The sequence below is a fragment of the Burkholderia sp. SR8 genome, from assembly GCF_052851275.1.
Genome location: NZ_JAULUC010000010.1, coordinates 122210 through 142066, shown reverse-complemented (window position 1 = coordinate 142066; position 19857 = coordinate 122210). Strand labels below are relative to the sequence as shown.

The 19857-nt window shown below is 67.8% G+C and carries 20 protein-coding genes and 1 pseudogene; 10 read left to right on the top strand and 11 right to left on the bottom strand.

Annotated elements, in window-relative coordinates:
* Nucleotides 1–198: 198 nt before the first annotated feature.
* The 7 genes from Q3A80_RS15525 (at nt 199) to Q3A80_RS15495 (ending at nt 8287) form a co-directional block, all read left to right on the top strand.
* Nucleotides 199–1158, top strand: coding sequence for an AraC family transcriptional regulator (locus Q3A80_RS15525; RefSeq protein ID WP_446329843.1), 960 nt, complete (start codon nt 199–201; stop codon nt 1156–1158).
* 129 nt (nt 1159–1287) lie between these two features.
* The gene (locus tag Q3A80_RS15520) at nt 1288–2241 is read left to right on the top strand and encodes a substrate-binding domain-containing protein (RefSeq protein ID WP_446329842.1); all 954 of its coding nucleotides are present in this window, start codon (nt 1288–1290) and stop codon (nt 2239–2241) included.
* 62 nt (nt 2242–2303) lie between these two features.
* A complete protein-coding gene (locus Q3A80_RS15515; RefSeq protein ID WP_446329841.1) occupies nt 2304–3824 on the top strand; it encodes a sugar ABC transporter ATP-binding protein in 1521 nt (506 codons plus the stop codon).
* Nucleotides 3811–4818 (top strand): ABC transporter permease, encoded by a 1008-nt coding sequence (locus tag Q3A80_RS15510; RefSeq protein ID WP_446329840.1) that lies wholly within the window; start codon nt 3811–3813, stop codon nt 4816–4818. The genes Q3A80_RS15515 and Q3A80_RS15510 overlap by 14 nt, the downstream gene beginning before the upstream one ends.
* 46 nt (nt 4819–4864) lie before the next feature.
* Nucleotides 4865–5953: an alcohol dehydrogenase catalytic domain-containing protein gene (locus Q3A80_RS15505; RefSeq protein WP_446329839.1), complete on the top strand. Its 1089-nt coding sequence runs from the start codon at nt 4865–4867 to the stop codon at nt 5951–5953.
* A gap of 31 nt (nt 5954–5984) precedes the next feature.
* Nucleotides 5985–7532, top strand: coding sequence for an FGGY-family carbohydrate kinase (locus Q3A80_RS15500; protein WP_446329838.1), 1548 nt, complete (start codon nt 5985–5987; stop codon nt 7530–7532).
* Nucleotides 7529–8287, top strand: a complete 759-nt coding sequence (locus tag Q3A80_RS15495; RefSeq protein WP_446329837.1) for an SDR family oxidoreductase — start codon at nt 7529–7531, stop codon at nt 8285–8287. Before Q3A80_RS15500 ends, Q3A80_RS15495 begins: the two co-directional genes overlap by 4 nt.
* Nucleotides 8288–8488: 201 nt before the next feature.
* Here the strand turns inward: Q3A80_RS15495 and Q3A80_RS15490 are convergent, their stop codons facing one another.
* The 7 genes and pseudogenes from Q3A80_RS15490 to Q3A80_RS15460 all read right to left on the bottom strand — a co-directional run bounded on the left by Q3A80_RS15490 (nt 8489) and on the right by Q3A80_RS15460 (nt 14199).
* Complete coding sequence (locus Q3A80_RS15490; RefSeq protein ID WP_170297501.1) at nt 8489–8632, bottom strand: hypothetical protein; 144 nt, start codon at nt 8630–8632, stop codon at nt 8489–8491.
* A gap of 198 nt (nt 8633–8830) precedes the next feature.
* A complete protein-coding gene (locus Q3A80_RS15485; RefSeq protein WP_446329836.1) occupies nt 8831–9415 on the bottom strand; it encodes a nucleotidyltransferase family protein in 585 nt (194 codons plus the stop codon).
* 353 nt (nt 9416–9768) lie between these two features.
* Nucleotides 9769–10160: pseudogene (locus tag Q3A80_RS15480) on the bottom strand (type II toxin-antitoxin system VapC family toxin).
* Nucleotides 10157–10396, bottom strand: coding sequence for a type II toxin-antitoxin system Phd/YefM family antitoxin (locus Q3A80_RS15475; RefSeq protein ID WP_446329919.1), 240 nt, complete (start codon nt 10394–10396; stop codon nt 10157–10159). The pseudogene Q3A80_RS15480 and the gene Q3A80_RS15475 overlap by 4 nt, the downstream one beginning before the upstream one ends.
* 120 nt (nt 10397–10516) lie before the next feature.
* Nucleotides 10517–11200, bottom strand: coding sequence for a Fe2+-dependent dioxygenase (locus Q3A80_RS15470; RefSeq protein WP_446329835.1), 684 nt, complete (start codon nt 11198–11200; stop codon nt 10517–10519).
* Nucleotides 11197–11952 carry a tetratricopeptide repeat protein gene (locus tag Q3A80_RS15465; RefSeq protein WP_446329834.1) on the bottom strand — a complete coding sequence of 252 codons (756 nt, stop codon included), beginning with the start codon at nt 11950–11952 and terminating at the stop codon, nt 11197–11199. The genes Q3A80_RS15470 and Q3A80_RS15465 overlap by 4 nt, the downstream gene beginning before the upstream one ends.
* A gap of 3 nt (nt 11953–11955) precedes the next feature.
* Complete coding sequence (locus Q3A80_RS15460; RefSeq protein ID WP_446329833.1) at nt 11956–14199, bottom strand: TonB-dependent receptor; 2244 nt, start codon at nt 14197–14199, stop codon at nt 11956–11958.
* A 322-nt stretch (nt 14200–14521) separates the two neighbouring features.
* On the opposite strand from Q3A80_RS15460, the gene Q3A80_RS15455 reads away from it, so the two are divergent.
* The gene (locus tag Q3A80_RS15455; RefSeq protein ID WP_446329918.1) at nt 14522–14761 is read left to right on the top strand and encodes a FitA-like ribbon-helix-helix domain-containing protein; all 240 of its coding nucleotides are present in this window, start codon (nt 14522–14524) and stop codon (nt 14759–14761) included.
* Nucleotides 14758–15177, top strand: a complete 420-nt coding sequence (locus Q3A80_RS15450) for a PIN domain-containing protein (RefSeq protein WP_446329832.1) — start codon at nt 14758–14760, stop codon at nt 15175–15177. Before Q3A80_RS15455 ends, Q3A80_RS15450 begins: the two co-directional genes overlap by 4 nt.
* A 140-nt stretch (nt 15178–15317) precedes the next feature.
* Here the strand turns inward: Q3A80_RS15450 and Q3A80_RS15445 are convergent, their stop codons facing one another.
* Nucleotides 15318–16610 carry an aspartate carbamoyltransferase gene (locus tag Q3A80_RS15445; protein ID WP_446329831.1) on the bottom strand — a complete coding sequence of 431 codons (1293 nt, stop codon included), beginning with the start codon at nt 16608–16610 and terminating at the stop codon, nt 15318–15320.
* A gap of 235 nt (nt 16611–16845) precedes the next feature.
* On the opposite strand from Q3A80_RS15445, the gene Q3A80_RS15440 reads away from it, so the two are divergent.
* On the top strand, nt 16846–16980 hold the full coding sequence (locus Q3A80_RS15440) for an entericidin A/B family lipoprotein (RefSeq protein WP_011659177.1): 135 nt from the start codon (nt 16846–16848) through the stop codon (nt 16978–16980).
* Between the two features lie 98 nt (nt 16981–17078).
* Here the strand turns inward: Q3A80_RS15440 and Q3A80_RS15435 are convergent, their stop codons facing one another.
* The 3 genes from Q3A80_RS15435 to Q3A80_RS15425 form a co-directional block, all read right to left on the bottom strand.
* Entirely contained in the window at nt 17079–17627 is a 549-nt protein-coding gene (locus Q3A80_RS15435) for a permease (RefSeq protein WP_446329830.1), read from the bottom strand.
* A gap of 125 nt (nt 17628–17752) precedes the next feature.
* Entirely contained in the window at nt 17753–18709 is a 957-nt protein-coding gene (locus Q3A80_RS15430) for a DMT family transporter (RefSeq protein WP_446329829.1), read from the bottom strand.
* Nucleotides 18710–18911: 202 nt separating this feature from the next.
* Complete coding sequence (locus Q3A80_RS15425; RefSeq protein WP_446329828.1) at nt 18912–19706, bottom strand: AraC family transcriptional regulator; 795 nt, start codon at nt 19704–19706, stop codon at nt 18912–18914.
* Nucleotides 19707–19857 lie beyond the last annotated feature (151 nt).

Below are 19857 nucleotides of genomic sequence, written 5' to 3'. Positions count from 1 at the left end.
CCGGGCGCGGTTTCGGCCCGCGAACGGCAAAAAAGTATCGAAAATCAGGCGTAAAGTTGGTGGAGCCGCGCGCGCGATCGACCTACATTGCTTCCCATGCGACCGGTCCGCAGCGCCGCGCGAAACTCGCGGCGAACGCGCGAACAAGCGCACGAGCCGAGCGGCCGGCCAGCGACACATGGGAATGGAGACGCCAACATGATGCACCCCGATCTGGAAGTGGTCGAAGTGCGACGCGACGAGTCGTTCAAGGTCTGGTCGCACGGCTATCCGTATCGCACGATCCGCTGGCATTTCCATCCCGAATTCGAACTGCACCTGATCGTCGCGACGCGCGGCAAGTATTTCGTCGGCGACCATATCGGCTCGTTCGGCCCCGGCCATCTCGTGCTGCTCGGCCCGAACCTGCCGCACAACTGGGTCAGCGACATGGCCGAAGGCGAAACCGTCGAGCGCCGCAACCTGGTGATCCAGTTCGATCCGTCGTTCGTGCGCCGCTGCATGGACGCGTTTCCCGAATGCCGCGATGCGCAGGCGCTGCTCGACGACGCGCGGCGCGGCGTCGGCTTCGACGATGCGACCAGCGCCGCGATCGCGCCGCTGTTCGACGAACTGCTGGGCGCGCGCGGCATGCGCCGCATCGCACTGTTCATGACGATCCTCGAACGCCTGTGCGGTGCGGCCGAACGCACGCTGCTCGCGAGCCCCGCGTACGACCAGGCGCACGTGACGCCGACGCGGCTCAGCCACGCGCTGTCGTACATCGGCAAGAACCTCGCGTCCGAGCTGCGCGAATCCGATCTCGCGCAATTGACGGGGCAGAGCGTCAGCGCGTTCTCGCGGGCCTTTCACCGTCATACCGGCTTGCCGTTCGTCCAGTACGTGAACCGGCTGCGGATCGAATCGGCGTGCCAGATGCTGCTCGCCGACGACGCGAACATCACCGACATCTGCTTCCAGTCCGGCTTCAACAACGTATCCAACTTCAACCGCCAGTTCCGCGCGGTGAAAGGGATGGCGCCATCCGAATTCCGCGCGCTGCAGCGGCTGAACGCGCGCAGCCGCGAGCTCGCGCTGCATGCGGCCCCGACCGGCAACCCGATGCCGCCGCGCGTGGTCACGCTCGGCAGGCCGGCGCCCGCACCGCAGCCCGGATGATCGAAGGGCTCTTGCCCGCCTGAGTTTTCCTTGCCGTTTCACCCAGCCGCATCGCGCCGCTCGCGTCGCGAGGGGCGCGCTCATCCACGCTTACCCACGAAAAAGCCGCACATAACCGGAGACACCGTCATGACGCACGCATCGCCTGCCTTGTTGCCCGCCTCGTTTCCCCGCCGTGCCGCGCGCGTCGCGGCCGTTGCCGCGCTTGCCGTCGCAGCAGTCCTGCCGGCGGCCGCACATGCCGCGCCGCTGCGGATCGGCATGACCTTTCAGGAACTGAACAATCCGTATTTCGTGACGATGCAGAAGGCGCTGACCGACGCGGCCGCGTCGATCGGCGCGCAGGTCGTCGTCACCGATGCGCATCACGACGTCAGCAAGCAGGTCAGCGACGTCGAGGACATGCTGCAGAAAAAGATCGACATCCTGCTCGTGAATCCGACCGATTCGACCGGCATCCAGTCGGCCATCACGCAGGCGAAGAAGGCCGGCGCGGTAGTCGTGGCCGTCGACGCGAACGCGAACGGTCCGGTCGATTCGTTCGTCGGCTCGAAGAACTACGACGCGGGCGTGATGTCGTGCGAATACCTCGCGAAGGCGATCGGCGGCAGCGGCGAGGTCGCGATCCTCGACGGCATCCCGGTCGTGCCGATTCTCGAGCGTGTGCGCGGCTGCAAGGCCGGGCTCGCGAAATTCCCGAACGTGAAGCTCGTCGATACGCAGAACGGCAAGCAGGAGCGCGCGACCGCGCTGTCGGTGACGGAGAACATGATCTCCGCGCACCCGAACCTGAAGGGCATCTTCAGCGTGAACGACGGCGGCTCGATGGGCGCGCTCGCCGCGATCGAAGGCTCGGGCAAGGACATCAAGCTGACCAGCGTCGACGGCGCGCCCGAGGCGATCGCGGCGATCCAGAAGCCGAACTCGAAGTTCGTCGAAACCACCGCGCAATTCCCGGCCGACCAGGTCCGCATCGCGCTCGGCATCGCGATCGCGCGCAAGTGGGGCGCGACGGTGCCGAAGGCGATCCCCGTCGACGTGAAGGTCGTCGATCGCGGCAATGCGAAGGGCTTCAGCTGGTGAACCGCGTGCAACGTGACGTGAAGGGCGGCGGCGCGGTCGCTGCCCTTCGCGCGGAGAAGCCGATGGACACGATACTCAGGCTCAGCCACATCACGAAAAGCTTTCCCGGCGTCAAGGCGCTGTCGGACATCCATCTCGAAGTCGCACGCGGCGAGGTGCATGCGCTGCTCGGCGAGAACGGCGCCGGCAAGTCGACGCTGATGAAGATCCTGTGCGGGATCTATCGACCGGATGCCGGCACGATCGAGATCGACGGGGCCGCGCGGCAGTTCGCGAGCTATCACGATGCGGTCGCGGCCGGCGTCGGCATCGTGTTCCAGGAATTCAGCCTGATTCCGCATCTCGATGCCGTCGACAACCTGTTCCTCGGCCGCGAGCTGCGCACGCGCTGGGGCGTGCGCGACCGCGCGCGGATGCGGCGCACGGCGGCCGGCATCTTCGCGCGGCTCGGCGTGTCGATCGACCTCGATGCGCCGCTGCGCATGCTGTCGGTCGCGCAGCAGCAATTCGTCGAGATCGGCAAGGCGCTGTCGCTCGACGCAAGGATCCTGATTCTCGACGAACCGACCGCCACGCTGACGCCGGCCGAGGCCGAGCATCTGTTCGCGATCATGCGCGAGCTGAAGCGGCAGGGCGTCGCGATGATCTTCATCTCGCATCACCTCGACGAGATTTTCGCGGTGTGCGATCGCATCACGGTGCTGCGCGACGGCCAGTATGTCGCGACCACCGACGTCGCGCGCACGGACGTCGAGCAGCTGGTGCGGATGATGGTCGGCCGTCGGCTCGAGAGCAGCTTTCCGCCGAAGCCGGTGCGGCGCGCCGATGCGCGCGCCGTGCTCGAAGTCGATGCGCTGCAGATCGAGCGCGACGGCCCGGTGAACCGCTTCGCGCTGCACGAAGGCGAGATCCTCGGTTTCGCCGGCCTCGTCGGCTCCGGCCGCACCGAGACCGCGCTCGCGGTGATCGGCGCGACGCGCGCGCATCGCAAGGACGTGCGCGTGCGCGGCGCGGCGGCGAAGCTCGCCGATCCGGCCGATGCGCTGCGCGCGGGCATCGGCCTGCTGCCGGAAAGCCGCAAGACCGAAGGGCTCGTCACGTCGTTCTCGATCCGCGACAACATCTCGCTGAACAACCTCGGCAAGTACCGGTCGCTGCGCTGGCTGATCGACCGGCGCGGCGAGGCACGCACGACGCACGACGTGATGCGGCGCGTCGGCGTGAAGGCGCCGTCGATCCACACCGAGGTCGCGACGCTGTCCGGCGGCAACCAGCAGAAGGTCGTGATCGCGCGCTGGCTCAACCATCACGCGACCGTGCTGATCTTCGACGAGCCGACGCGCGGCATCGACGTCGGCGCGAAAGCCGAAATCTACGGGCTGATGCGCGAACTGACCGCGCGCGGCTACGCCATCATCATGATCTCGTCCGAACTGCCAGAGATCGTCGGCATGTGCGACCGCGTCGCCGTGTTCCGGCAGGGCCGCATCGAGGCGACGCTCGAAGGCGACGAGATCGATCCCGACACGGTCATGGTCCATGCCACGGCCGGCACGCGAGGAGCGAACCATGAACCTGCCTGATTCTTCTTCCACGCCGTCCACGACGCTCGCGGCCGCGGCCGGCGATGCGCCGCCGCCGCGCGCGATGTGGACGCAACTGCGGCGCTCGACGCTGTTCTATCCGCTCGTCGGGCTGATCGTCGTCTGCATCGCGATGATGATCGCGAGCCCGAGCTTCCTGTCCGCCGCGAATCTCGAGAACGTGCTGCGTCAGGTGTCGATCAACGCGATCATCGCGGTCGGCATGACCTGCGTGATCCTGACCGGCGGGATCGACCTGTCGGTCGGCTCCGTGATGGCGCTGTCCGGCACGCTCGCGGCCGGGCTGATGGTCGCGGGCGTCAATGCCGTCGCCGCGCTCGCGATCGGCATCGCGGTCGGCTTCGGGTTCGGATTCCTGAACGGCGTGTTCGTCGCGTTCGCGGGGATGCCGCCGATCATCGTCACGCTCGCGACGATGGGCATCGCGCGCGGTCTCGCGCTGATCTATACCGGCGGCTATCCGATCGACGGGCTGCCCGACTGGGTCGCGTTCTTCGGCAGCGGCAAGGTGCTCGGCATCCAGGCACCCGTGCTGATCATGCTCGTCGTCTATGCGATCGCGTGGCTGCTGCTCGACCGGATGCCGTTCGGCCGCTACGTGTATGCGATCGGCGGCAACGAACAGGCGACCCGGCTCACCGGCGTGCGCGTCGCGCGCGTGAAGCTGATCGTCTACACGCTCGCCGGGCTCACGTCGGCGATCGCGGCGATCGTGCTGACCGGGCGCCTGATGAGCGGGCAGCCGAACGCGGGCGTCGGCTTCGAACTCGACGCGATCGCGGCCGTCGTGATGGGCGGCACGTCGATCTCGGGCGGCCGCGGTGCGATTCTCGGCACGCTCGTCGGCGCGCTGCTGCTCGGCGTGCTCAACAACGGGCTCAACATGATCGGCGTGAACCCGTACGTGCAGAACGTGATCAAGGGCGGCATCATCCTGCTCGCGATCTACATCAGCCGTGAACGGTCGCGGTAACGCGCCGTTCATCAGCCATCCGAATCATCAACGAACGAGACAACTCATGACGACACCCGAAGCCCGGCCGCGCATGACCGCGGTGGTTTGCCACGGCCCCGAGGATTACCGCGTCGAACAGGTCGCGAAACCGCATGCGGGCCCGAACGAGCTCGTGATCCGCATCGCCGCGTGCGGGATCTGCGCGAGCGACTGCAAGTGCTATACGGGCGCGAAGATGTTCTGGGGCGGCCCGAGCCCGTGGGTCAAGGCGCCCGTGATTCCCGGCCATGAATTCTTCGGCTACGTGGAAGCGCTCGGCGACGGCGCGGCCGAGCATTTCGGCGTCGCATTGGGCGACCGCGTGATCGCCGAGCAGATCGTGCCGTGCGGCAAGTGCCGCTACTGCAAGTCGGGACAGTACTGGATGTGCGAGGTGCACAACATCTTCGGCTTCCAGCGCGAGGTCGCCGACGGCGGGATGGCCGAATACATGCGCATTCCGCCGACCGCGATCGTGCACCGGATTCCGCTGGGCGTCTCGCTGGAGGATGCGGCGATCATCGAGCCGCTGTCGTGCGCGATCCATACGGTGAACCGCGGCGACGTCCAGCTCGACGATGTCGTCGTGATCGCCGGCGCCGGGCCGCTCGGACTGATGATGACGCAGGTCGCGCATCTGAAGACGCCGAAGAAGCTCGTCGTGATCGACCTGATCGACGAGCGGCTGGAGCTTGCACGGCAATACGGCGCCGACGTGACGATCAACCCGAAGCGCGACGACGCACGCGAGATCGTCCGCGCGCTGACCGATGGCTACGGCTGCGACGTGTACATCGAGACGACCGGCGTACCGGTCGGCGTGAACCAGGGGCTCGAGCTGATCCGCAAGCTCGGCCGCTTCGTCGAATTCAGCGTGTTCGGCGAGGACACGACCGCCGACTGGTCGATCATCGGCGACCGCAAGGAGCTCGACGTGCGCGGCGCGCACCTGGGCCCATACTGTTATCCGGTCGCGATCGACCTGCTCGCGCGCGGGCTCGTCACGTCGAAGGGCATCGTCACGCACGGTTTCGCGCTGGAGGACTGGGACGAAGCGATCCGCATCGCGAAGTCGTCCGAATCGATCAAGGTGCTGCTGAAGCCGGCCGGCTGACGGCCCGCGCACACGCCTCACCGGAGACATCATGGAATACGTCATTGGCGTCGACATCGGCACGCAGAGCACCAAGGCGCTGCTCGTCGACCGGCACGGCACGATCGTCGCGCGCCGCTCGGCCGGCTACCAGCCCGACACGCCGCGCCCGCTGTGGGCCGAGCAGTGGCCGCAGGTGTGGTTCGACGCGGTGCTCGAATGCATCGGCGGCTGCGTGCGCGCCGCGCGCGCGCGCGGCGTGCCGGCCGATGCGATCCGCGCCGTGTGCGTGAGCAGCCTGTACGGCGGCTCCGGCATTCCGGTCGACAGCGACATGCGGCCGCTCCATCCGTGCCTGATCTGGATGGATCGGCGCGCGACCGCGGAAGTCGACTGGGTGAACGGCAACGTGAACGTCGAGCGGCTGCGCGTGATCACCGGCAACGGCGTCGACAGCTATTACGGCTTCACCAAGATGCTGTGGCTGCGCGAGCAGCGGCCCGACGTATGGGCGAACGTACGCTATTTCCTGCCGCCGAACGCGTACGTGATCTACCTGCTGACCGGTGAAGTCGCGGTCGACCACAGTTCGGCCGGCAATATCGGCGGCGTGTACGACGTCGCGCGCCGCGAATGGTCCGACGATGCGCTCGACATGCTCGGCATCCCGGCAACGATGATGCCCGAACGGCTCGTCGAATCGACGGACGTCGTCGGCGGGCTGCTGTCGCAGTGGACCGAACGGCTCGGCCTGCCGGCCGGCACGCCGGTCGTTGCGGGCGGGGTCGACGCGGCGGTCGCGACCTTCGCGGCCGGCGCGACGCGCACCGGCCAGCATGTCGCGATGATCGGCACCAGCATGTGCTGGGGCTACGTGAACCAGCACGTCGATGCGCGGCACGGGCTCGTCAGCATGCCGCACGTGTTCAACGGGCAGCGCGACCTGTACGTGTTCGGCGGCGCGATCGCGGCCGGCGCATCGGTCGCGTGGTTTCGCGAGCAGTTCTGTCATGCGGAAATCGATGCGGCGAGATTGCTGCCGCACGGCGATCCGCACGTGCTGCTCGAGGAGGCGGCCGAAAGCGTGCCGCCCGGCGCGGACGGCGTGCTGTTCCTGCCGTATCTGATGGGCGAACGCAGCCCCGTGTGGGATGCGAAGGCGAGCGGCGCGTTCGTCGGGCTGAGCCTTGCGCATACGCGTGCGCATCTGTACCGCGCGGTGCTCGAAGGCGTCGCGTTCGCGTTGCGGCACAACATCGAGGCCGGCCGGCGCGGCGCGGCGGCGCTGGACGACCGGCTGATCGTCGTCGGCGGCGCCGCGCATTCCGCGCTGTGGATGCAGATCATCGCGGACGTGACCGGCTTTCCGGTGTGGACGATCGAGCAGGACGTCGAAGCCGCGATGGGCGCCGCGCTGCTTGCGGGCGTCGGCGCGGGCCTCGTGTCGCACGACGATGCGCAGGGCGGCTGGGTCACGCTCGTCGAACGCGCGCGGCCCGGCGAAGCGCGCGCGAACGCGTATGCGGCGCGCTTCGCGCTTTATACGGCGCTGTATCCGGCGCTCAAGCCGATCATGCACGAGCTGCACACGTCATCATGAAGACACGATTCGATTTCAGCGGTTCAAGAGTGCTCGTCACCGGCGCGTCGAGCGGGATCGGGCGCGCCTGCGCGATCGCGCTGGCCGCTGCGGGCGCGCACGTCGTCGCGGCCGGGCGCGATGCAGGCGCGCTCGACGGGCTCGCGCGCGAGATCGCGTGCGATACGTTGCGCATCGATGTCGGCGGCGACGAGCCGGCGATCGACGCAGCGCTCGCCGCGCACGACGCGTTCGATGCGCTCGTCAATTGCGCGGGCATCGCATCGCTCGAACCGGCGCTGGAGATCAGCGCCGGGCAGTTCGATCGCGTGATGGCCGTCAACGCGCGAGGCGCTGCGCTCGTCGCACGGGCCGTCGCGAGGAAGATGATCGCGCGCGACGGACGCGGCGCCGCGCATGCGCGCGGCAGCATCGTCAACGTATCGAGTCAGGCCGCGCTGGTCGGCTTGCCCGCGCATCTGAGCTATTGCGCATCGAAGGCGGCGCTCGACGCGATCACGCGGGTGCTGTGCATCGAACTCGGCGCGCTTGGCATTCGCGTGAACAGCGTGAACCCGACCGTCACGCTGACGCCGATGGCGCAATTCGCGTGGAGCGAGCCGGAGAAGCGCGCGCCGATGCTCGCGGCGATTCCGCTCGGGCGCTTCGCGGAGCCGGACGAGGTCGTCGAGCCGATCCTGTTCCTGCTCAGCGACGCGGCGTCGATGATCAGCGGTGTGTCGCTGGCGATCGACGGCGGGTATACGGCGCGGTAGCGGGCGCGGCCCGTCGCGCATCGCTGAAACGCGTACGCGACGGGGCGAAAAACGCCGCTCTGGGCTGAGAGCGGCGTGGTGGGGTCCGCGGCGGCACCCGGTGGCGCCGGGCGGCGACGCATACGTGGCCGGCGGCCGCCGGCCCGCGTCGGACGCGTGTGCGGCGGATCGGCCTTGAAAGCGCGAACGCCGCGCGTCCGGCTATATCGGATCCTTGCTCGGCGGCCCGTCCGGTTGCTGCGGGTTGTCGTGAGGATGGCCCGGCGCGGGTGGCGACAGCGGATCGTCTTCCGGATCGCGGTTCGGGTCGGCCGGGGGTTCGGGCATCGGGGTCGTGTGGTCCATGGAAAGCTCGCGCAATGCGTGACGGCGGTGGCGCGGCGGGCGCGCCTCGTCTCCGTTATAGGCAATCGGACGGGCGTTTGCAGCGGGATTCTCCGCAGCATCGGGATTGCGCGCGATATTCGGGGGTCTCGGCGATCGCGCCCGATCCGGCGGCAAACGGGTATGTGCGACGCGCTGCGTGGCCGGCGCGCGCCGATATCAGCGCAGGTCCGCCGGCGTGTCGACGTCGCGCAGGATGCCGGGATCGTCGACGTCGAGCAGGTGCACCGGTGCGCTGGCGAACAGCGCGCGGGCGCCCGTGTCGCCGTCGAGCGCGGCGAGTGCTTCGTAATGGTGCGCGGCAAAGCCGACCGGATGGCCGCGCACGCCGCGGTGCGCGGGCGCGACGATCGATGCGTCGTCGGCATCCAGCGCGCGTGTAACCGCTTCGTACGTGGATGCCGCGATCCACGGCATGTCGCCGAGCGCGACCAGCCAGCCGGTCGCTTCCGGCGTCGCGCGGACGCCGGCCGCCAGGCTCGCGCCCATGCCGCGCATCGCATCGGGCGCGTAGACGACCTGGCAGCCGGCTTCGTTCAGCAGCATCGCGAGTTTTTCGGCGCCGGGGCGCACGACGGCGATCACGTCGGCCGTGGCGGCGGCGAGATGTCGGGCGGCCGCGACCGCGACCGGCGTGCCGTCGGGAAGCAGCGCGAGCAGCTTGCTGTGCAGGCCGCTCGGGTCGAAGCGTTGACCGAGACCGCCGGCGAGCAGGACGCCGGTGGCGAGTGACGCATAGGACATCGGCGCGGGGGGAGGAAGGCAGGTGGCCCGATTGTGCGGGAGCGGGCGGGGATCGGCAAGTGCGGATGTTACCGATCGGTGGGGGTGGCCGGAAAGAATGTCGGCGTGTGGCTGGGTCGAGCAGGGATTCGTCGACGGAGCCGTGGATGGCATGCGATTCGTGCAGCCTCACCGAGTAATCGCGCTTGCCGAATCGCGAATGTCACCGTTCCGGACGGTAATGCTTGAATCCGGCGTGGAGTCGCGGGGTGCGCGTGGGTGGATCGTCGTGGACCATCATGTCAGATGAATCTCCGATGGGCGGTGCCCCCGGCGGAAGGGGGCGGCCGGTGTGCGTGCCGGCGATGCGCGCTTTACCAGAGCGTCTTGACGTGCGCATAAGCGCGAATCTTTTCGTCGCGGGTGACGAGCGGCGCGCCGAGCCGCCGTGCGGTCGCGACGATCATGCGATCGGCCGAATCCGTGTGGAACGTGCCGGGCAGGTCGGTGGATTTCGCGGCGATGTCGGCATCGACGGGCACGAAGCGCATGCCGTCGATCTGCGCGACGGTGGCGAGCCACGCGTCGACATTCATCGTCAGCGCGAGGCGGTCGTTGCGCACCAGCATCGCGATTTCCGACGCCGAGATTGCCGATGCGGCGAGCGCGCCCTCGCTCAGGGCCCGATCGCGCTTCGCGCCTTCTTGCTGAGCGCAGGGTCGCCCGCTGCCCACCACACCAATGCATGCGTATCCAGCACGATCACCGCGACGCCTCCCAAGCATCTTCCGCAATCGGATCGAGAGGATTGTCGTAGCGCATGACCGAACCGCGCAATATGTCCAACGGCTGAGCTTCGCGCGAGCGATACGGCCGGATTTCGAGCGTCGGCTTGCCGTGGTCGGTGACGATGAGGCTTTCTCCCGACGCCTCGACGAGCCGGAAGTATTCGAGTGCGCGAGCCTTGAATTCGGATTTCGATACGGGAGTGTGCGGCATCAGGATATGAGCATGGTCATTTGACGATGGTCAATTTAGACCCGCGCTCGGATGCGGCGCAAGCACTGGCCGGCGCGCGCCGACGGCGCGGATGGCCGGCAGGGGCGGCGGGGCCGATTCGCGCTACGCATCCGCCCACTTGCGCAACAGGTTGTGATAAATCCCCGTCAATGCAATGACCATCGGATCCTTCGCGCCTTTCTCCGCGGACAACGCCTGAATCTGCGTATCGAGCTGAAACAGCAGCGTGCGGTCGCCATCGTCGCGGACCATGCTCTGAATCCAGAAGAACGACGCTACCCGTTCGCCGCGCGTCACGGGCGTCACGCGATGCAGGCTCGACGCCGGATACAGCACGAGATCGCCGGCCGGCAGCTTCGCGCGATGGACGCCGTACGTATCCTCCACGCACAGCTCGCCGCCGTCGTACGCGTCGGGCTCCGCGAGAAACAGCGTCGCCGACAGATCGCTGCGCACGCGAAAATCCGTGCCGCGCAGCAGCCGGATCGCGTTGTCGACGTGCGTGCCGAACGTCTCGCCGCCTTCATAGCGATTGAACAGCGGCGGAAACACCTTCAACGGCAGCGCCGCCGAGAAGAACAGCGCGTGCTGCGCCAGCGCATCCTGGATCGCGTCGCCGACGGTGCGTGCGACCGGCGAGCTTTCCGGCAACTGCCGGTTGCGTTTCGCGAGCGCCGACTGCGCGCCGGACGTTGCGTTGCCGTCGATCCAGTCGGCGGCATCGAGCAGGTCGCGGCATTGCGCGACTTGCGCTTTGGTCAGTACGCCGGGGATATGAAGCATCATGATGCGGATTCCATTGCGTGCGGCGCCAGTTGCATGGCCGCCGAACGAAAAGCATCGAGCGGCGACGCCGCGAGATACGCGCGCATCTTCGCGACGAACGCGGGCGTCGCGGTGGCCGGCACGCGCGCGAGCCAGACGAGCGCTTCGTCGATGCGCCCGCGCTCGGCGAGCAGCCGCGCATAGTTGAACTGGCCGCGGAAGTCGCCGCCCTCGGCGGCGCGGCGATAGTGATCGAACGCCGCGTCGGCATCGGCGGCCACGACCCAGCCGTCCTCGTAGAAGCCGCCGATCAGGTTGATCGATTTCGCATGGCCGAGTGCGGCCGCACGGCGAAACCAGTCGAGCGCGTCGGCGCGGTTCTCGTCGACACCGTTGCCGAGTGCGAGCGCCGTTGCATAGTTGTACATGCCCCAGTCGAGCCCGGCCTGCGCGGCGAGCCGGTACCAGTACACGGCCACCGGCGCGCACGCGGCCGTGCCCCAGCCGAACTCGTAGCAGCGCCCGAGCATGTTCATCGCCATCGCGTGACCGGCGCGCGCCGCATGCCCGAACCAGCCGAAGGCGGCGGCCGGATCGCGCGCGACGCCATGCCCGTCGAGCAGGTACTGTCCGTACACGGCCTGCGCATCGACGATGCCGTTTTCGGCGGCCGCCGCGACCCATGCGGCGGCGCGTTCCGGCGGCCCGGCGAGGATGTCGGCGAACGCGCGCGGCGACACCGACGCGAGCGCCTTCAGCGAGACGGCCTCCATCGATCAGTAGCGCGCGTTCAGCGTGACGAACGCCGAGCGCCCCGGCGCGATCGACGCGTAGTGCGCCGGATACGCCTGATCGAAATACGTGCGGTTGAACAGGTTGTTCACGTTCAGTTGGAGATCCAGCTTCTTGTTGATCCAGTATTGCGCCATCGCATCGAAGCGCCAGTACGACGGCACCGCACGCAGGTTCGCGGGGTCGCCGAACACTTCGGACATGTAGAACGCACCGCCGCCGACGGTGAACTTCGGCGTCACGTCGTAGTTCGACCACATCGTCAGGCTGTGCTTCGGCGTGTTCGGGAACCGGTGGCCGTTGTTCGCGGCGTCCTTGCCGTTGTCGCGCAGCTCGCTCTTCATGTACGTGTAGCCGCCGAACACCTGCCATTGCTTGGTGATTTGCCCCGCGAGACCGAGTTCGAGACCCTGCACGCGCTTGTTGCCGACCATCGCATACTGGTTGTTCGGCAGCGTCACGCGCGCATTCGTCGTGTCGATCTGGAACAGCGCGGCCGTCAGCGACAGCTTGTCGTTCAGCACGTTCCACTTCGTGCCGAGCTCGATGCTGCGGTTCTTCTCGGGCGCCATCTGGTCGGCGTTCGGGCCGACGCCGCCGCGGCCCGGCGTGAGCGATTGCGTTTCGCTGCCTTCGCCGAGCAGCATCCCGGCCGGCGTCGACGACGTCGCGTACGACGCGTAGATGCTGCCGTTCTGCGCGGGCTTGAACACCAGGCCGGCCTGCCAGTTCACGAGCGTGTCGTCGCGCGTGTAGGTCTTGCCGCCGTTCGCCTTGGTATCGGTGAAGCGGGTCGAGTAGTCGTCGACGCGCACGCCGGCGTTGACCTGCCAGCGCGGCGTGAGCTCGATCGTGTCGAAGCCGTAGATCGACTTCGTCGTGGTGCGCGCATGTGCGTAGTCGTTGTTGCGCGTGATCGAGCCGGCCCACGGATCGTTCGGGTTCGGCGACCACAGGCTCGTGCAGTTGTAGCCCGACGCCGCGCCGATGCCCTTCTGGCAGATCTTGCCGGTGTCGGTTGCGACAGTGTACGAATCGCGCTTGCCCCATTCTCGCGACAGCTCGACGCCGGTCGTGAAGCTGTGCTTGAACGGGCCGGTGCGGAATTCGCCGAACAGTTCGGTCAGGTTCGCGAGGCTGTTGATCGAGCTATTGCGGTTGTTGTTGCGGCGCCAGACCTTGCCGTTGACCACGTTGCCCTGACTGTCGTCCGGCTGCGTCCAGATGTAGTCCTGCGTCGATTCCGTGTAGCGCGTGGTGTTGCGCACCGTCAGGTTCGGCGTGATGTCGTGCTCGATCTTGATCGTGCTGATGTCCGACGTGGTCTTGCGGAAGTCGCGGTCGATCAGGCCGTAGAAGTTGTGGCGGTCGACGGGCGCCGGATAGATCGTGTCGACATTCGCGGGCTTGTTCGTGGTCGTGTAGAAGTACGGAATGCCGCCGTCGGGCATGTCGTCGGTCGACAGGTGGTAATAGCTCGCGGTCACGCGCGTCGGCGTGCCGAGGCCGAACGCGATCGACGGCGCGACGCCCCAGCGCTCGTTGTTGACCGCGTCGCGGCCGGCGACGTCGTTGTTGTGGCTCATCAGGTTCAGGCGGAACGCGGCGTGATCGGCGAACTGCCAGTTGCCGTCGGCGGTGAAGCGCCGATAGCGGTCGGTGCCGAGGCCCGCGCTCGCGGCGGCCGTCGTGCCGAGGTGCGGCGCCTTCGTGATCAGGTTGATGCTGCCGCCGGCGCCGCCGCGGCCGCCATATGCGCCGTCGGAGCCCTTGGTGACCTCGACGCGCTCGGTGTTGAAGATCTCGCGCGTGGTCGCGCCCGTGTCGCGCATGCCGTCGACGAACATGCTGCCTTGCGTGTCGTAGCCGCGGATGAACGGGCGATCGCCGAGCGGGTTGCCGCCTTCGCCGGCACCGAACGTGATGCCGGGCACGGTGCGCAGCGCTTCGGTCAGCGTCGCCGCGCCGCTGTTCCGGATCAGCTCCTGCGGGATCACGGTGACCGACTTCGGCGTGTCGACGAGCGGCGCGGTGAATTTCGCGGACGCGGAAAAGTCGGCCTTGTAGCTGTGCTCGGTCTTGCCCTGGATCTCGATCGGCGCGAGATGGCCTTCGGTGCCGACGGGCGCGGGCGGCGGGGTGCCGTCGGCGAACGCAGGGCTCGCGGCGAGCACGCTGCACAGGGTGGTGAACTTGCCGAGCTTCAGCTCTTCAGGACGGGACTTCATGATGCGCTTCGACCTCGCGATGTGGCCCCGGCAACGGCGTGGTACGGAAACTTGCATGCTGCCGGGAATTATTACGATTTGTTTTCAGCCGGCATTCTATGTAATTTCTTGTTAAATGAGAAGCGTTCGTGTTCTCGTTTGCAAGGAAAGTGTTGACGAATGTTGCGGATGGGTTGTGGGGCCTGCAGGGCGGGGCAGACGGCCAAATGGCCGAGTGGGAAAGGCGTGACGGACGGCTTACAGTGGTCGAATCTTCATTCCGCTCAACTGACAGCAAGGTGCTAACATGACTGCATTGCAAGCAAATGTGGTGAGGCGCATCATGCCCGTGATTACTGTTCGAAATTTGCCCGACGAAGTGCATCGCGCGCTTCGAATCCGGGCCGCCCAACATGGCCGCAGTACCGAAGCCGAGGTGCGGGACATCCTGGAGCAAGCCGTTCGGCCCGGCGGCCGGCCCAGGCTCGGAACGCTGCTGGCTGAAATCGGGCGGGAGACGGGCGGCATCGATTTCGACGTTCGGCGCGACACGTCGCCAACCGATCCGATGAGCTTCGAATGATCCTGGTCGATACCAATGTCATTTCCGAACCGCTGCGGCGGGAGCCGAGCACGGCCGTGATCGAATGGCTCGACGCGCAGAACGTCGAGACGCTGTTTCTTGCCGCGATCAGTCTGGCGGAAATGCGCTTCGGCGTCGCGGCGTTGCCGGCGGGGCGCCGACGGGACTGGCTCGAGCAAAGCATCGAGCAGCGCGTCGTGCCGTTGTTTCGCGGCCGGATCCTGCCGTTCGACGATGCGGCCGGCAAAGCGTATGCGAGCCTTCGCGCGAAGGCGCGCGGTACGGGCAACGCGATGACGTCCGCCGATGGCTTCATCGCCGCGACCGCCGCGGCGAACGGCCTGATCGTGGCCACGCGCGACGTCGCGCCGTTCGAGGCAGCGGGCCTGCGCGTGATCGACCCTTGGGCCAGCTGAGGCCCGAGCGGCCGCCGTCACGTTACCGGTGCCGAAAATGACGACGCGCCGTGCGAGGCGGCGCGTTGCGTGCGTTACGTCTGCGCGCGGCCGTTGAACCGGAGCAGTCCCGAGTTCAGCCGCGCGGCACCCGACGCAGATCAATCGATTCCGTGAAACACCGCGTCCTCCGGCCCGAGGTACGCGGGCGGGCGCCACGTCGCGTCGCGCATCGAATGCTGGACGAGATTCTCCACCCCGAGCAGCACCGCGAAGATCGCCATCCGCACCGGAATGCCGTTATCGGTCTGCCGGAAGATCGCGAGCCGCGGATCGCGGTTCAGGTCGATCGACAGGTCGTTCGCGCCGGGGCGGCTGTCGCGCGGCAGCGGGTGCATGATCAGCGTGTCCGGTTTGCAGACCGAATCGACGAGCGCCTGGTTGATCTGGAAATCGGGCGTATAGCCTTCGAACGACTCGTCGGTGAAGCGCTCCTTCTGGATCCGCGTCGCGTAGACCACGTCCGCCCCGCGCAGTCCGGCCGCGAGGTCGTTCGTCTGCTCGATCACGTGACCGTTCGTCGCGATCTGGTCGATGATGTACGCCGGCATTTCGAGCGTCGGCGGCGACACGAGCGTGAACTTCAGCCCGCGGTACAGCGCGAGCAGCTTCACGAGCGAGTGCACGGTGCGGCCGTATTTCAGGTCGCCGACGAGTGCGATGTGCGCACCGTCGACGATCTTGCCGAGCCGCGAGAATTCGCGCTGGATCGTATAGAGATCGAGCAGCGCCTGGCTCGGGTGTTCGCCCGGACCGTCGCCGCCGTTGATTACCGGCAGATTGGTCGCGCGCGCGAATTCGGCCACCGAACCCTTTTCCGGATGGCGAATCACGAGCGCGTCGACGTAGCCTGCCATCACGCGGCTCGTGTCGTAGATCGATTCGCCCTTGGCCATCGACGAGAACGTGAAGCCGGTCGTGTCGCACACCGAACCGCCGAGCCGGCAGAACGCCGCGCCGAACGACACGCGGGTGCGCGTGCTGGCCTCGAAAAACAGGTTGCCGAGCACCGCACCTTCGAGCACGCGCGAAATCTTGTGGCGGCGCGCGATCGGCTGCATCACGTCGGCGACGCGGAACAGCGCCTCGACCGAGTCCCGCGAGAACTGGTCGACCGAGATCAGCTGCGGCTTGCCCTCGAACAGGAACTGCTTCGCGAGGCCTTGCTTGTCTACGCTTTGCGTATATTCTCCGCCGTCCGGCGAGCGCTCGACGATTTCCGACACGAACCGCTCGACGATCTCGGGCATTCCGCGCGATTCCTGCGAATCGTCGGGCAGCAGCCACGTGTCCAGCGCGCGGCGGCTGACGCCGATGCGGCTCGCGAACGCTTCGCGGGTCATGTTGAGGCGGCGCATCGCGTCGCGCAGGAAGGCTTGCTGGGGAACGGTCATCGGCGGCACCTGATGAGAAATATACGCGGTGCGTATATTAGTTCGCGGATGCGCGATGTCAAGGAAAATATGCGCGACCCGCAGCGCGGCCGCGCGCAATGCCGCGTCGGTCACTACTGGCGCGCGGCAGCCGTCTCCGTATAATCAGGTCAGGCCCCGTGTCCTGCGCACCGCGGGACGCCACGCCGCACACGATTCGCCCGGTCGGGCTTGTTGATTCGAAAGGAGAACGAGAATGACGCGTACGATTGCTGCAGTGCTGCTGGTGGTGACCGCCGCGCTCGCCGGTTGCAATACCGTTGCAGGCGTCGGGCAGGACATTTCGAAGGGCGGCCAGGCGATCAGCGACTCGGCTGAAAAGGCCAAGTAAGCCGCCGGGTTCCGGAATGCAGAAGGCGCCGGCCCGTCCCGCGATTGCGGGGCGGGCCGGCGCCTTTTTTATTGTTCGCGGCGCGGGTGCAGCCGGAGTCAGGCGGTTTCCACGAACGCGTAGCGGCCGTCGACTTTGCGTGGCGTAAACCAGCCGAAATCGGGGAACATCCGGTTGCGCACGAACCACACGTAGCCGACGAGAACGACCGTCAGCGCGAGGCTCGGCAGCGCGGTCGACGGATCGTGCGCGAGATCGGCAATGGTCTTCGGCAGTTGCAGCAGCGACAGGATGATGAACGCGTGATACGCGCCGACGCGATGGGTCGCGAAGCCCCAGATGAACAGCAGCGACAGCGGCACCGTCGCGGCGAGGAACAGCAGCGACGCGCCCTTGCTGAGGGTGTCCACCAACAGCAGGTACGCCAGGCCGATGCTGATAAACAGCTGCGCGACGCCGAGCCCGACGAGGACGCGCGTGTGCAGCTTGTTTTTCCGGCACAGCCCGGGGTCCGCGCGCGACGCGATCAGGCGGGCGAGCACACTATCTTTGAGGCCCTGTCCGGCCAGTTCGGCCAGCACGTCGGCCTTCCTTGCGCCCGCGGACAGCAGCGCCGCGATTCTCGTTTTGGCTTCCTTCTTGTTCATGGCGATGCGAATTATTGTTCGGTGGTTGTCAAATGGCCCGGCCACGCGAATATTGCATCTTGCACGGCGGTGCGCAACGGTTTTGCCGCGCGCGGACACATTCCTACAGCCGTCGTTCGCGCGGATCAGTCGGTAGCGGCCGACGTTGTCGGCGCCCGCTCGGGCGACGTCGACCGCGCTTCCGTGCCGCGCGCCGGCACCTCACGCCGGCGCGTCGCGCCCACCAGCATTCCGGCGACGACGAGCGCGATGCCGAGCAACCGCGTGCCGCCCAGCGTTTCGCCGAACAGCACCACGGCGAACAGCACGGCCGAGACCGGTGCGACCGCGGTGAACAGCGCGGCTTCCGTGCCGCTCGTGCGGGCCGAGCCCGCATACCAGCACACATAGCCGAGCACGGTCGGGATCAGCGCGTAGTACGCGATCGCGGATACCGCGCCGACGGTCCAGCTCGCCGCCACCGCGTGCCATTCGAACACGGCCGGCACGAGCGCGAGCGCAAAGCCGAGGCCCGACATCGCGGTCGACAGCGCGAGCGGCGGGAATGGCGCCGACAGCCGCCGGTTCAGCAGGATGAACACGGCTTCGCATGCGACGGCGGCCAGTACGAGCGCGTCGCCGGCGAGCGTGCGCAGCGACGGCATCGCATGGCCGGGCGCGAACGTGACGAACAGCACGCCGGCGGTGGCAAGCGCGGCCGCGCTCCAGTCGCGCGGCGTCTGCCGCTCGCGCAGCACGACCGCCGCGATCAGCGTCGACATCGCCGGCAGCGTGCCCAACATTACGCCTGCATCGACCGGCGACGACAGCTTCGTGCCGCAGATCAGCAGCACCGTATAGCCGACCCCGCCGGCCGCAGCCTGCACGACCAGCAGCACGGCATCACGTGCGGAGATGCGCGGCCAGCGCAGCCGCTGCGCGCGCATCAGCGCGAACAGCAACGGCGTTGCGATCAGGAAGCGCAGCGCGGTGGCCGCGAACGGCGGCAGGCCGCCTGCCGCGAGGCGGCTCGCGATGACGGTGCTGCCGACGCCCGCCATCGCGGCGGCGAGATAGAGATAACCGATCAGTCGTGTCTTCATGCGTCGCATCATCGCGTGCGGGGCCGCGGGCGTCTTGAACGAAATTGCAGCGACGTGGCCGGGCGCAGCGCAACGGGTAGAGGCATGCAGCAGCCGGTGTTTCCCGACGATCGCGCGCGCCGGCATCATCGCTCGTCACCGCGGATTCGCAACGATTGGCACCTCCGCGCGATCGTCGCCGTGCGGCGAATGCGGAGACCCGTCAGCCGGCCTGCGTGAATCGTCCCGGCGTGATCCCGAACTGGCGTGCGAACGCGCGCGTGAGGTGGCTCTGGTCCGCAAACCCGGCTTCGGCGGCGGCATCGGCGATCGGCCGGCCGCTCGCGAGCAGTGCGCGAGCCAGCCGCGTGCGCGATTGCACCAGATACGCATGCGGCGTGATGCCGAGTTCGCGCGCGAACCCGCGCAGCAGCTGGAACCGGCTCACGCCGCTCAGGCTGGCCAGCTCGGCGAGCGAAACGGGCGCGCCGGGCGCCGCGTCGAGCCGTTCGCGGGCCACGCGGATGGCCGGTGCGACGCCGGTGGCCGGCAGCGTGCGGTTCGCATGCCGTGCCAGGAGCGCGGCGACCAGCATGACGAGCGCCTCGTCGCGGGCGAACGGTGGCGCGTGTCCCGCGACGACCCGGTCATGCAGCCGGCCGAATGCGGCGGCAAGCCGGGCGTCGCGCACGGCCGGATGCGCGAGCTCGACCGCGCCCAGGCCTTCTTCCGCCGCGACGCCCGCGACCAGCGCGGGTGCGAGGTACAACATCCGCCAGCGCCGGACCGCGCCTGCGTCGATCGGCATGCCGTCGTGCATTTCGCCCGGATTGACCATGATCGCGTCGCCGGCCAGCGCGTCTACCTGCCCGCGGCCGCTCCAGGAGCGGTGTGCGCCGCTGACGATCACGCCGATGCCGAACTCGTCGTGCGCATGCCGCGGAAACGCGCGATCGGACTCGAGGCTGATCGCCTCGATTCCTTCGTCGGTGCGTCGGTAATGGGTGACACGATGCATGAGCGCTCCTCGCGCCGGCCGCGGCGCGGATCACGTGCACTTTAGCGCGTTCCGGCGTCGCGCGCCCTTCATCCTTTTGGCCGATACCGCGCACCGCGCGCAACCCGCACCATGTGTGCACATGCGCAGCGTACACGGCCCGCCGGGCCTG

Coding starts and splice junctions, on each gene's coding strand:
- Q3A80_RS15525 (WP_446329843.1), top strand. CDS start 199: ATGATGCACCCCGATCTGGAAGTGGTCGAAGTGCGACGCGACGAGTCG.
- Q3A80_RS15520 (WP_446329842.1), top strand. CDS start 1,288: ATGACGCACGCATCGCCTGCCTTGTTGCCCGCCTCGTTTCCCCGCCGT.
- Q3A80_RS15515 (WP_446329841.1), top strand. CDS start 2,304: ATGGACACGATACTCAGGCTCAGCCACATCACGAAAAGCTTTCCCGGC.
- Q3A80_RS15510 (WP_446329840.1), top strand. CDS start 3,811: ATGAACCTGCCTGATTCTTCTTCCACGCCGTCCACGACGCTCGCGGCC.
- Q3A80_RS15505 (WP_446329839.1), top strand. CDS start 4,865: ATGACGACACCCGAAGCCCGGCCGCGCATGACCGCGGTGGTTTGCCAC.
- Q3A80_RS15500 (WP_446329838.1), top strand. CDS start 5,985: ATGGAATACGTCATTGGCGTCGACATCGGCACGCAGAGCACCAAGGCG.
- Q3A80_RS15495 (WP_446329837.1), top strand. CDS start 7,529: ATGAAGACACGATTCGATTTCAGCGGTTCAAGAGTGCTCGTCACCGGC.
- Q3A80_RS15490 (WP_170297501.1), bottom strand. CDS start 8,632: ATGGACCACACGACCCCGATGCCCGAACCCCCGGCCGACCCGAACCGC.
- Q3A80_RS15485 (WP_446329836.1), bottom strand. CDS start 9,415: ATGTCCTATGCGTCACTCGCCACCGGCGTCCTGCTCGCCGGCGGTCTC.
- Q3A80_RS15470 (WP_446329835.1), bottom strand. CDS start 11,200: ATGATGCTTCATATCCCCGGCGTACTGACCAAAGCGCAAGTCGCGCAA.
- Q3A80_RS15465 (WP_446329834.1), bottom strand. CDS start 11,952: ATGGAGGCCGTCTCGCTGAAGGCGCTCGCGTCGGTGTCGCCGCGCGCG.
- Q3A80_RS15460 (WP_446329833.1), bottom strand. CDS start 14,199: ATGAAGTCCCGTCCTGAAGAGCTGAAGCTCGGCAAGTTCACCACCCTG.
- Q3A80_RS15455 (WP_446329918.1), top strand. CDS start 14,522: ATGCCCGTGATTACTGTTCGAAATTTGCCCGACGAAGTGCATCGCGCG.
- Q3A80_RS15450 (WP_446329832.1), top strand. CDS start 14,758: ATGATCCTGGTCGATACCAATGTCATTTCCGAACCGCTGCGGCGGGAG.
- Q3A80_RS15445 (WP_446329831.1), bottom strand. CDS start 16,610: ATGACCGTTCCCCAGCAAGCCTTCCTGCGCGACGCGATGCGCCGCCTC.
- Q3A80_RS15440 (WP_011659177.1), top strand. CDS start 16,846: ATGACGCGTACGATTGCTGCAGTGCTGCTGGTGGTGACCGCCGCGCTC.
- Q3A80_RS15435 (WP_446329830.1), bottom strand. CDS start 17,627: ATGAACAAGAAGGAAGCCAAAACGAGAATCGCGGCGCTGCTGTCCGCG.
- Q3A80_RS15430 (WP_446329829.1), bottom strand. CDS start 18,709: ATGAAGACACGACTGATCGGTTATCTCTATCTCGCCGCCGCGATGGCG.
- Q3A80_RS15425 (WP_446329828.1), bottom strand. CDS start 19,706: ATGCATCGTGTCACCCATTACCGACGCACCGACGAAGGAATCGAGGCG.